6 protein-coding genes and 1 pseudogene are annotated in these 13280 nt (G+C 43.1%); 1 reads left to right on the top strand and 6 read right to left on the bottom strand.

Annotated features, from left to right (window positions below; all coding sequences use genetic code 11):
• Positions 1-5: 5 nt before the first annotated feature.
• The 4 genes from baeS to BDD26_RS13170 are packed head-to-tail and all read right to left on the bottom strand — an operon-like array spanning position 6 to position 8924.
• Positions 6-1406, bottom strand: a complete 1401-nt coding sequence (gene baeS / locus BDD26_RS13155) for an envelope stress sensor histidine kinase BaeS (RefSeq protein WP_115826777.1) — start codon at positions 1404-1406, stop codon at positions 6-8.
• 8 nt (positions 1407-1414) lie between these two features.
• Positions 1415-4510, bottom strand: a complete 3096-nt coding sequence (mdtC, locus tag BDD26_RS13160; protein WP_115826778.1) for a multidrug efflux RND transporter permease subunit MdtC — start codon at positions 4508-4510, stop codon at positions 1415-1417.
• On the bottom strand, positions 4507-7689 hold the full coding sequence (locus BDD26_RS13165; RefSeq protein WP_115826779.1) for an MdtB/MuxB family multidrug efflux RND transporter permease subunit: 3183 nt from the start codon (positions 7687-7689) through the stop codon (positions 4507-4509). Before BDD26_RS13165 ends, mdtC begins: the two co-directional genes overlap by 4 nt.
• The gene (locus tag BDD26_RS13170; protein WP_115826780.1) at positions 7689-8924 is read right to left on the bottom strand and encodes an MdtA/MuxA family multidrug efflux RND transporter periplasmic adaptor subunit; all 1236 of its coding nucleotides are present in this window, start codon (positions 8922-8924) and stop codon (positions 7689-7691) included. The genes BDD26_RS13165 and BDD26_RS13170 overlap by 1 nt, the downstream gene beginning before the upstream one ends.
• A gap of 657 nt (positions 8925-9581) precedes the next feature.
• On the opposite strand from BDD26_RS13170, the gene BDD26_RS13175 reads away from it, so the two are divergent.
• Positions 9582-10061, top strand: a complete 480-nt coding sequence (locus BDD26_RS13175) for an Hcp family type VI secretion system effector (protein WP_038269821.1) — start codon at positions 9582-9584, stop codon at positions 10059-10061.
• 72 nt (positions 10062-10133) lie between these two features.
• On the opposite strand, the pseudogene mgtE reads toward BDD26_RS13175, so the two are convergent.
• A pseudogene (gene mgtE / locus BDD26_RS13180) lies at positions 10134-11598 on the bottom strand (magnesium transporter).
• Between the two features lie 122 nt (positions 11599-11720).
• The gene (gene ppx / locus BDD26_RS13185) at positions 11721-13277 is read right to left on the bottom strand and encodes an exopolyphosphatase (protein WP_115826781.1); all 1557 of its coding nucleotides are present in this window, start codon (positions 13275-13277) and stop codon (positions 11721-11723) included.
• Positions 13278-13280: the final 3 nt, after the last annotated feature.

Here is a 13280-nt window from a genome sequence, read left to right on the forward strand (position 1 = left end):
TATATTCAGTGTTTTATATTCAGCGTCTTATGTTCGGAAAATTTGGTCAGAGGTAATTCTACGTGAATTTTAAGACCACCTAAAGGTGATATTTCTGCTTGGATAAGACCATTATGTGCTTCAATGATGTTATAACAGATCGACAGACCTAAACCCGAACCACCGCTGGCACGGTTGCGGGAAGATTCGCAGCGATAGAACCGTTCAAAAATACGTTGGCATTGCTCAGCAGTCAAACCGGGAGCACTATCCTGCCAGTTCAGTACCCATTTTTGCTGATCTATATGTCCGCAAATAACTACTTTTCCGTAATCAGCGGTATAACGTAGGCTATTTTCCAGTAAATTCTGAAATAACTGTGTTAATCGCTTGGGATCGGCAAACAACACGGTGTTTTCTGGTAAATGTAGTTCCGGCGTAATCTGTTTATCAGCAAAACGTCCCTGATAAGCAGCCACAACTATTTTCAGTAGTTCATCGACATTCATTAGCTCTTTCCGGTAAGCCAGAGAGCCTCGATCTGACAGGGACAACAAATGCAAATCATCCACTAGTTTTGTCAGGATAGTAACTTCGGTCAGTAAGGAATGGATAGTTGCTTGTGTCGGTTGTCGAACACCATCTTGCAAAGCTTCCAGCTCACCACGCAGAATAGCGAGTGGAGTACGTAATTCGTGAGAGATATCTGCCATGTGATCCTGACGCATCTGTTCATTTTTTTCTAATGTACAAGCTAGAAGATTAAAATCCGATGCCAGCTGGCCAATCTCATCTTTGCTGGATACTGCTACACGAATACTAAAATCACCGGAAGCCAGTTTATGTGTTCCTTCGACCAGTCGTTTAACAGGTTTCAGAAATCCACGGGATAAGAAGAAAGTTGCTATCAAAGCCAACATAGTGGAAAAGCCGGCGATAATCCAACTGGTCACTTGTTGCTGGCTGGCGAAACTGATATCGGCCTGACGGGTAATTTTGTCAGAGGCACTGACAATTACCCAACCAACAACTTCATTTTGATAAATCACAGGCTTGCGATAAGTTTCTTCAGACATATTATCTGCATGGCCCACCAAACGATTCATATGGCGATCAACAACCCAGAACTGAGTACGCCAGTCATGGGGGGATGGCCCCTGATGATTGTTACTGCTCTGCTCAATATCACGGATAATCTGAAAAATAACGCGATCATTTTTGGTCAGGAAATCCCAATGACCGTATTGCTGGTACTGCTCTGTCAATGCTTCTGCCAGCATGTTGGCACGCATTTGGCTATTTTGTTTGATATAACCAATGAATCCATATTGGAAACTGAGGCGAATCCCCCAGTGCATTGTTACTAGTACCAGCATACAGGTAGCAAAAATTGCCAGAAATAATTTTCCGCTGATCCCTGCTTTCATCCTGAATTTCACGATGGCTTGATTCTCTGAAATTTTGCTGCTCTGCGTTGACGCCATTTTTCACGTAGTTGGTCAAAAAACAGATAGACCACCGGTGTGGTATATAACGTGAGAAGCTGGCTCATTACCAGACCACCAACAATGGTAATTCCCAGAGGATGACGTAATTCAGCGCCATCACCGTTATTCAGTACCAAAGGCAGAGCCCCGAACAAGGCTGAAAGCGTAGTCATCATGATTGGCCGGAATCTTAACAAACTGGCCTGAAATATTGCTTCATGGGCACTTAACCGGCCATTTCGTTGAGCTTCAAGAGCAAAATCCACCATAATAATGGCATTTTTCTTTACGATACCAATCAGCAGCATAATCCCAATCATGGCGATCAGACTAAACGGAGTATTGGATAGTTCCAATGCCAGCAAGGCTCCAACTCCCGCAGAAGGCAACGTGGAAAGAATTGTCAGAGGATGAATATAACTTTCATAAAGTACGCCCAGCACCAGATAAACAGTAATAATCGCTGCAAGGATCACCAGTAACTGAGAACGCTGACTTTCTTCAAAATTTTGCACTGTACCAGTAAAAGAAAGACGTACTGTTGATGGAACACCGAGTTCTGTCATCGTGCGTTCTATTACTCTGGTTGCATCAGACATCGTATAACCTTCTGCAATGTCGAAGGAGATCATAGAAGCGGCTGAAAGCCCTTGGTGATAAACATCTAATGGGGCATTGGTTGGTCGCCAGCTTGCAAAATAAGAGAGTGGGATACGCTTTCCCTCTTTATTGATAACAAAAATTTTCTCTAATGAGCTGGCATCCTGATTATATTCAGGCGCGACTTCCATCACTACTTTGTATTGGTTCAGTGGTTGATAGATGGTTGAAATCTGTCGTTGTCCGAAAGCGTTGCCGAGCAAACTATTGGCCTGGGCGACACTAATACCGAGGCGAGCTATCAGATCACGATCATAGGTGATTGTGAGTTCGGAACCTTTACTGTCATCGTCCGAATTTACCCCTGTCAGTTGTGGTACTTTTTTCAGGGCTTTTTGGATAATAGGTGTCCACTTACGAAGTTCAGAAAAATCATCTGACAGCAAGGTAAATTGATAAATGGATCTGGCGTTACCTCCGCCTCCACCAGGGTTGAGATCCTGAATAGGTATCAAATAGAGTTCCGCCCCCGGCTCGTGGGATAATTTTTTCCTTAAACGGGTTATGACTTGTTCGATATTTTCTGTTCGTTCATTCAATGGTTTTAAGCCCATAAAAAGAAAACCGACATTGATGTTGTCCCCACCTGTAAATCCTGTAATATTTTCAACAGTTGGGTCTGCATTGATAACCCCTATGAAATATTCCATTTTTTTACGCATGGCCTGAAATGAAATGCTTTGATCAGCAACAACGAAGCCTATTAATTGGCCTGTATCCTGTCTGGGGAAAAAAGTTTTCGGAATACTGATATAAAGCCAGACATTCAGCGCAATAATCCCAACCAGTGTCAATAAAACCCAACGAGTATGGTTGAGTATCCATTTTAATGAGCGTCCATAGTATTGCTGGAGTCTCAGTAAAACTTTGCCGAAACCGCGGGTTTTCTTCAGTGATTTTTCCGGTGAAGACTTCAATAAATGAGCGCACATCATCGGCGTTAAAGTCAGGGAAACCAGCAGTGAAATACCTATCGCGGTTGCGAGCGTAACGGCAAAATCAAGGAATAGTCTGCCAAGTAACTCATCTATCAGTATCAGGGGTATAAAGACAGCAACGAGTGAAAGGCTCATAGCAAGAACAGTAAAACCAACTTCTCTTACTCCCTTGAGAGCGGCTTGTGCTGGTTTCAACCCGGCTTCCAGATGGCGGGAAATATTTTCCAGTACCACAATGGCATCATCGACAACGAAACCCGTAGCAATGGTCAGTGCCATCAATGAGAGGTTATTCAGGCTGAAACCACATAAGTACATAGCCGTAAACGTACCAATCAATGATACCGGAACTGCAATTGCCGGGATAAGTGTGGCACGTCCTGAACGCAGGAATAGAAAAACAACCAGGATCACCAGAGCAACGGCAACGGCAAGTGCCCGTTCCACTTCATGCAGGGACGCCCGAATAGGGGGAGAGCGATCCTGTACGACATTCAGCTGAATATTAGCGGGTATTGATGCTCTCAGGGCCGGGAGTTCAGCACGAATTTTCTTGATGGTTTCAATGATATTTGCACTTGATTCCCGCCGGATAACCAGTGCAATAGCAGGTCCATTGCCGGACATTCCCGCTGCCTTGGTATCTTCGACGGAATCTTTGACAGTTGCGACATCTTTTAAACGAACCGGTGAACCATTACGATAGTGGACAATAATAGAGGCATAATTGTCCGCTTGCTTGATTTCATCGTTAGTTTGTATTTGCCAGCTTTGTTTATCTGTATCAACGTGTCCTGTTGGGTGTCTGACATTAGCCTTGTTGATAGCTTTTCGAACATCATCAAGAGATACTCCCTGATTGAATAGGGCATTGGGATTCAGTTCGACCCGTATTGCGGGTAGTGAACTACCTGCAACCCTAACTTGGCTGACACCTTCTATTTGTGAAATTTTTTGGGCAAGGTGTGTTGAGGCGATATCATACAATTGCCCTCTACCATAGCTATCTGATGTCAAAGTCAGAATCATGATTGGGGCAGAAGCAAGATTTGCCTTTTGATAGGTTGGGCGGCTTGGCATCCCCGAAGGTAACAGGCTTTCCGCTGCATTTATAGCTGCCTGTACATCTCGTGCAGCGCCATTGATATCCCGGTTCAGCTCAAATTCCAGATAAATATGGGAGGAGCCTAATGAACTGCTGGAACTCATCTCTTTAATACCAGCAATTCTACCGAGTGAACGTTCTAATGGGGTGGTAACGGAAGAAGCCATAGTTTCCGGTGATGCTCCGGGCATTGAAGCAGAAACTGTAATCACCGGAAAATCAACCTGCGGTAATGGTGATACTGGTAACAGGGTAAAGCTAAGAGCACCAAATAGCGTAATGGCTACGCTTAATAGTGTGGTTGCGACAGGCCGCTGGATAAATAAGGCGAAAAATTTCACAGCGGCTCCTGATGGTCAGTAGAAGAATGAGCTAATTTTGTTTGAGTGTCGTTCTGTCGCTTATGATTACTCTTATACTTGTATTTACACTTATAATAGTGCCCTAGCCGATCAAATAGCAGGTAAATAACAGGGGTTGTAAACAAGGTCAGGATCTGGCTCATAATCAACCCGCCGACCATACTAACCCCCAGTGGACGGCGCAGTTCAGCTCCAATTCCGTTGCTGAGCATTAATGGTAATGCCCCCAATAGTGCAGCCATCGTTGTCATTAATATTGGCCTGAAACGCAAGAGGCAGGCTTGAAAAATGGCATCATAGGGTGACATTCCGTTTTCCCGTTCTGCTACCAGGGCGAAATCGATCATCATGATGGCGTTCTTTTTCACAATACCAATCAGCAAAATAATCCCAATGATGGCAATAACATCCAGTTCATAACCACCCAGCATTAAAGCCAATAATGCTCCGACGCCAGCAGTGGGGAGTGTTGACAGGATAGTTACCGGATGAATAAAGCTTTCATACAGTATGCCAAGCACAATGTACATCGCAACGACAGCAGCCAGTATCAGCAATAAGGTATTATTCAGTGAATTCTGAAATGCCAGCGTTGCTCCCTGAAATTGTGTGTTGATATCTTTTGGTATATTTATTGCGTGTTCTGTTGCCTTTACTGCATTAACTGCTGCTTCCAGAGAAGTATTTGGTGCAACATTGAATGAGAAAGTGGTAGCAGGAAACTGTTGTAGATGATTGATGGATAAATAACCTAATTGCTGTTTCACTGTAGCGATAGCAGTCAGGGGCACTGTCTTGCCGTCAGTGCTAATAAGACGGACATCATTGAGCGCATCAAGACCGGGTGAATTAGTTGTATCCTGTTCCAGCACGACTCGGTACTGATTCGCTTGTGTGTAAATGGTCGAAACCAACCTTTGGCCGAAAGCGCTATACAGTGTGTTATCAATATCAGCCATGGAGATACCCAACCGACTGGCCATATCGCGATTCACATCAATATAAGCAACTAATCCCCTGTTTTGCCAATCATTACTGATATCAACCAATTCAGGACGTTTTTTTAGTGCTTCCTGTAATTTGGGAACCCAGACATTAAGTTCATCAAGAGAAGCAGCCTGTAAAGTAAATTGATATTGGGTACGGGAAACCTGAGTATCAATAGTCAGATCTTGCATCGGTTGTAGATACAAGGTTACATCGGGCACTTTGGCTAACCGGGCTTGCAGGCGGGGAATAATTTCTTCAATTTTATCGTTACGCTGATCAAAAGGTTTAAGCGTAATTTGCAGACGCCCATTATTCAATGTTGGGTTACTACCATCAACGCCAATAAACGTAGTTACATTCTTTACAGCCGGATCCTCCAGTAACAATGAAGTTACCTGACGCTGCTTGTCTGCCATAGCGCTGAAAGAGATGGATTGTGGCGCTTCCAGTGTTCCCTGAATTAATCCATTATCCTGCAAGGGGAAAAATCCTTTTGGGATCATGATGTAGAGCAGGGTAGTTAAAGCCAGAGTGCTGAGTGTAACACCGAATGTTATCCAGGGATGATTCAGAACGCGTTTCAGCCATGTGCCATATATCGCAATCATCCACTCGAAGAAACGTTCACAGGCTTGTTCAAAGCGGTTGTATTTAATATCCGTTTCTGCTTTCAGCATTCTTGCGCACATCATTGGTGTCAATGTCAGTGAAACTACGGCTGAAATTAAAATCGCTACCGCCAGCGTAATTGCAAACTCCCGGAATAAACGACCGACAATATCTCCCATAAACAGCAGAGGGATCAGAACGGCAATCAAAGAAAAAGTCAGTGAAATAATGGTAAAACCGATTTCACCGGCTCCCTTCAATGCAGCAGCCAGCGGTTTTTCTCCTCGCTCAATATGGCGGGAAATATTTTCGATAACCACAATGGCATCATCAACTACAAAGCCTGTTGCGATGGTTAATGCCATCAAGGTGAGGTTATTGACGGAAAAACCACAAAAGTACATTACCGCAAATGTGCCGATCAGGGAAAGTGGCACGGAAATGCTCGGGATCAGGGTGGCAATTGTATTGCGTAAAAACAGGTAAATCACCATCACAACCAATGCAATTGCCAGCAACAACTCAAATTGCACATCCTTGACTGAAGAGCGGATCGTAACAGTTCGGTCAGTCAGAACATCTACATTAACTGACTTGGGTAGATTGCTGATCAACTCTGGCAACATGGAACGAATATTATCAGTAGTTTCAATAACATTAGCACCCGGCTGACGTTGGACATTGATAACAATAGCGGGTTTTTCATTTGCCCATGCACCCAGTTTGGTATTCTCTGCACCTCGCTCAATTGTTGCAACATCCCGCAGGCGAATCGGAGCCCCATTTTTATAGGCCACAATTAAATTGCGGTATTCATCAATGGATTTCATTTGATCATTGGCAGACAAAGTGATCGAACGGGTCGGGCCATCAAAACTACCTTTTGGTGAATTTACATTCGCATTTACAATTGCATTGCTAATGGTACGACTGTCTAACCCTTGTGCAGCGATAGCCTGCGCATTTAACTTCACACGCACAGCAGGGCGCTGTCCTCCAGCCAGAGTGACCAAACCTACACCACCGATTTGAGAAATGCGTTGAGCAACGCGAGTTTCCACCATATCCTGAACTTCTGTCATCGGCAGGGAATCAGAGGTTACGGCCAGTGTTAAGATAGGCGGATCAGCCGGATTGACCTTACTGTAAATTGGCGGATAAGGCAGGTCATCGGGTAATAAATTAATGGTTGAATTAATGGCGGCCTGTACATCCTGCTCTGCTACATCCAGTGGCAAGGAGAGCTGGAATACCAGTGTAATAACAGAAGCGCCCCCGGAGCTTTGTGATGCCATCTGCTTCAAACCGGATATTTGCCCGAATCTGCGTTCTAATGGTGCAGTTATAGCAGAAGTCATTACGTCTGGGTTGGCACCGGGATAGAGCGTAACAACCTGAATAGTAGGATAATCTACTTGAGGCAATGCAGAAACTGGTAACATTCGGTAGCCGATGATACCAGAAAGCAATATTGCAATCATAAACAGTGTAGTAGCTACCGGACGCAGAATAAACAAACGAGACGGGCCGCCCCCTGTTATTGGAGAATCAGAAAGCATTAAGTATTCTCCACTTTACTGTTTGACTGGTCAGACTTATCGCTGTTGCTGTTATCTGACTCTGGTTTCAGGGGCTTAACAACCTCGACAATAGCACCTTCTGTCAATTGATCAGTACCATCTGTAACAACCCGGTCACCGACAGACAAACTGTTGTTAATGACAACCAGGTCGGTGTTTTGTAATCCGATAGTCACTTTATGTTTGCTGACTTTATTATCTTTATTCACCATCCAGACAAAATAACCTTCACTACTCATCTGTAATGCGGCGCTTGGGATCACAATGGCATTGTTGAGCGTATTTACTTTGATCTGAATATTGACAAATTGATTGGGGAACAATGCATTATCTTGATTAGTGAATTGTGCTTTCATTTTGATGGTGCCAGTAGCAGCATCAATCTGGTTGTCAATACTGAGCAGTTTGCCTTGTGCCAATTGCAGCTGGTTATTGCGATCCCAGGCGATAACAGCAAGTTCTTTATTGCTCTTTTGTGCCTTCAATATAGTGCTGAGATCGTTTTCAGGCAGGGAAAACACCACATTGATAGGATCGACACGTGTAATGACTACAATCGGATTTTCTCCCCCGGAAGAGACATAATTACCAACATCTATTCGTTTCAGACCGACACGACCTGAAATAGGGGCAGTAATGCGACTATAGGTTAATTGCAGTTTCTGTTCATCAATATCTGCCTGATCAGTCTTTAAGGCGGCTTGATACTGGCGCACTAAGGAAAACTGCTTATCCAAATCTTGTTGAGTAATTAATTTGTTTTTCGCTAATTGCTGATAGCGAGCTAAATTCTGTTTAGCATCAGCCAATATTGCCTGATCTTTGACATATTGCCCTTGTGCTTTCGCTAGTTTGACCTGAAAAGAACGGGGATCAATTTCCGCCAGTAAATCGCCTTTTTTGACATGTTGGCCTTCATTAAAATGCAGGGCAATTAATTGCCCATTCACAAGGCTGGTAACATTGACTGTATCAGCGGCCTGAACTGTTCCCAATCCTCCCAGATAATGGGGGACAGACTCCATTTTAACGGTGGCCACCTGAACGGGTTGGGGGGGGATAAGGTGCGAATCTTTCTGCGATTCTGACACTTGTGCTGATTTTTCTCCCGGTGTGGCTGATTTTTTAAAATAGTTCCATGTAAAAAAAGCAGCCGCGGTGATAACGGCTAATACAGCAAACCCAAAAAAGTAGGTACGACATTTATTGCTCATATAATCGATATTCTCTTCATATTGTGCCGATAATCAGTCACACACATCTTATGCTAAATCAGTGTAAATATATATTTAATTAGTGTACTCGGAGAGAAATAGCCAATCATGGAGAAAATGTGGAAATTATGTCAATGAAATAAATACTATTGTCAGCTGAATGTAAGAGCTGAATTTTTAAGTTTTCATGAGAGGCGCTAAAGGGTCTGATGTAACCTGCTTTCATAAGGGAGACTTGTCAACCATTTAGCTGGTGGATGGGGCAGTCATTAATCCGACAATTGAAAAAAGGTAATAGAGAATGGGCTTGAAAAATATTGTATAAAAGTAAAATCGTCACAGAAAAAGCTAAAAGGTAAATACAAATATGACATTCAGAAAATAAAAATGATCGAAAAATACGATATATAGATATTAAGGAACTCCTTGGTAAATTTTTAAGTAAAGGGCGTATCTTGTCCTGTTTTTCGTTGATATAATATTCCATAATCGCTGATAAAATGAATGGTTAAAGTTAACAGCAATAAATAGGGTTTGGCTGTAAACGTTATTGTTTAGTAACTTCAATCACATTTTCCCTTGAAAAACAATAGTTTTTCAAAATATGCCAGACGCGATTAATAGTACTTTCAAACTTAACCAAAACAGGAAGTTATTATGGCGAATATGATCTATTTAACCTTGCAGGGAGACAAACAAGGGTTGATTTCACAAGGTTGTTCTTCGATTGAGTCCATCGGCAATAAATATCAGGCTGGTCATGAAGATGAAATCTTTGTGTTGAATCTGCATCATTCTATTCATAGAGAACAAAATGTTAACCATAGTCCAATTGTATTTGTAAAACCACAAGATAAATCATCGCCGTTATTAATGATGGCAATTTCAAATAATGAAAGTTTGAATCTGAAATTTGATTTTTATCGCACCTCACAATTAGGATCTCAGGAACTCTATTATTCAATTGAATGTCGTGATGCAACAATCATTGAATTGTCACCAAACTATCCGCATAGTATTAACCATGCAGAATCACAACCGGAAGAAATAGTCTCTATTAAATATAAAGATATTATCTGCCGTCATCATATGGCAGGAACATCTGGATATAGTGTCTGGGACGAGAGAGTGTATTGATAATTTGCAAAAACGCCGATTATTTAATCGGCGTTTCCTGAATACAGAGTTTCTTAAATATTGGTGAACTCATTAAACCAAAAACAGCGTTGCCAATCCCAAAAAGATAAAGAAACCGCCAGTATCAGTAATTGCAGTGATCATAACACTGGAACCAATCGCAGGATCTCTGCCTAACTTCATCATAATAAAAGGTATCAATACCCCCATTAATGCAGCCATCAGCAGGTTTAGTATCATTGCCATTGTCATTACGCCCCCCATTGCAAGGTCATCATAGAGCACATAAGTGACAATACCCATAATACCTCCCCAAATGACACCGTTTATCAGAGCAACACCAAGTTCCCTCAATAAAAGATAAGAGAAACTCCCTGTTTGGATCTGGTGGAGAGCCAGTGCCCGTACGATCATGGTGATAGTCTGGTTACCGGTATTACCCCCGATGCCTGCTACAATAGGCATTAAAGTGGCAAGAGCGACGAGTTGGGAAATAGTATGTTCAAACAGGCCGATAACACGTGAAGCGACAAACGCTGTGCACAAATTAATGGCGAGCCAAGTCCAGCGGGTTTTTACTGCCTGCCCAACCGGTGCGAAGACATCTTCTTCACGGCTCAGGCCGCCCATACGTCGGATATTGGTATCCGTTTCTTCGCTTAAAGTATCAACGATATCTTCGACAGTCAGACGACCCATCAACCGCCCGTTACTATCCACTACCGCAGCAGAAATCAAGTCATAACGTTCGAACGCACTGGCAGCATCTTCGCCTTTTTGCTCAGGCAGAAAAAGTGACGGTATCTATGTTCATCACCTCAGCTACAAGTTTATCCGGTGCATTGGTTAGCAAAGTCGTCAGTAGAAGTTCTCCCTGAAGGCGATTTTTACGATCAATGACAAAGATTTTATCCGTTGTTTCTGGAATAGAGCCGCGGGAACGCAGGAAACGCTGAACAGTACTGAGTGTGACATTACCTCGTACTGTCACAAATTCGAAATCCATCATCTGGCCGATACTGTCCTTATGGTACTGTAATACTTCCCGGATGCGGTTACGCTGACCAGGTTCCAGATAGGTCAGTAAACGGCGTGTTGTATCCCTGGGAAGGTGTTCAGCAATATAAGCCTGTTCATCTACGTGTAGTGTTCCGATTGCTCTGAGCAGTTCCAGATCAGACATGTCTTTGATTAAGTTATCCCAGACTGGAATAGAGGCTTCCACCAGCACTCCACCACGCTGGTTATTATCAATGAGCCGCCATAAAGCAAGACGTTCATCATAAGGTAATGCTTCCAGAATATCGGCAATATCTGCTGTATGCAGATTGGTCAGAAGGGATTTGACTTCTTCAATCTTCCCTGATAATTGGTCATCGCTAATTTTTGCATGTGCATCAGCTTGCCCCAATAACGAATCAACAAATAGCTTATCGTCAATGAGCAGCGAAAACAGGTTCTGGCGAATTAGAGCCAGCTTTTGGGAATGTTGGCTGGTGACATTCCCATTATCAGGTTTAAAGGCTGGTTGTAACATAGTCTACCTTTAATTTATGCAAATAGTTTTTGCAAAAATCTGTACAAAGCTACCCGGTTTGGGAGGATATGGTGCTATTTTGTCTTAGGATTGCCATTTTGTTCCATCATATTTTGCTGTTTTTACTGATGATGTTCCAACTCCGCAGTTGGTGATTCCTCCTGGATATGTAAGTGCCAACCCGTCACATCACCCCAGTAAACCTGTTCTTTCTCTAAGTCTAACTGCATCAGTACATTCTGAATTAGATAGTTTTTGGGAAGATAAAGTGTCCAGTGACCATGATCTGTTTCCAGCCTTAAAGATTCAGGTGTCGTCGTGGATTGGCGTTGATTATTCAGCAAGGTTGCTAATCTCAATATCTGGAGCATCGGAAGATATTGTTTTTTCTTGAACAGATAGAAACGGGGGTGTTCATGAACTTTAACTGCTTTGCGGTGATAGTGAACCAATGTTGCTAACAATAATTGCTGTTCTTGATTAAAGCCGGGTAAGTCCGTGTGTTGCAGGATATAGGCAGAATGTCGCTGTAAACCACTCAGGTTGATGCTTAAGCCAACTTCATGAAGCATCGCTGCCCAGAGCAGAATGGCTTCCAGTTGTGGTTGTACTCGTTTGGGATTTTGTACCGCCCATTGGTCATAAAGTGTTTTGGCTGTGTTCCAGACACGGCTGGCTTGTTCCCTGTCAATATTATAGTGATCAGCAAGGCTTTTGGCTGTTCTTTGACGAATATCCTGATGGCGGAAGCGATCTTCCATTTCGTAAAGAACACCTTCACGTAATGCTCCGTCAGACAAACGTAATTCCTGAATATGCAAGGCATCAAATATACCGCACAGAATAGCCAGACCCGGAACAAAAGTTTGTTTGCGATCTTCGGGTAAACCGGGTAAATCCAGAGAATTGAAGTTATTGTATTTTAATACCCGTTTCACCAGCATATGGAGGCGCTCTGGTGTAATCAAACCATCTTTTTCACCAAATTCGACCAGTACTTCATGGACTGCTTTGATAGTCCCCGATGCTCCCAGAGCAAAATCCCAGCCTTTTGTGCGGAATTGCCAGATGAGATTCTCCAGTTTTTGTTCTGCCTGAAGCCTTGCTCTGCGGAAATTATGCTCATTTATTACTCCACCAGGAAAAAACTGACGGGAAAAACTTACGCATCCCATACGGCGGCTTTCAATTAATAAAGGTTCGAAGTCCTCACCAATGACCAACTCGGTGGAACCACCACCAATATCAATCACCAGCTTACGGCCCTTTTCAGGTTGAGTATGTTCTACCCCCATGAAGATCAAACGGGCTTCTTCATGACCGGAAATAATTTCAATTGGATAAGGAATAACCTCTTTGGCTCGTTTCAGGAATTCTTCCGCGTTGGTTGCTTCCCGTAGACTATGAGTACCTACAAGGCAGACATTTTCCGCAGAGAAACCCTGCAACCGTTCAGCAAATAACGACAGGCAGTCAAGACCGCGACTGATAGATTCTTCACTTAACTCATTTTTATCATTGAGGCCATCAGCAAGGTAAACCCGTTTTTTTAGACGCCCTATAACTTGTAATGCGTCATTTACAATACGGGCGATAACCATATGAAAACTGTTAGAACCCAGGTCAATGGTTGCAATTTCCAGCGGCTTAGGCGTTGGTTTATCGTGTTTCAACGGCATAAA

This window comes from Xenorhabdus cabanillasii (assembly GCF_003386665.1).
GTDB lineage: Bacteria > Pseudomonadota > Gammaproteobacteria > Enterobacterales > Enterobacteriaceae > Xenorhabdus > Xenorhabdus cabanillasii.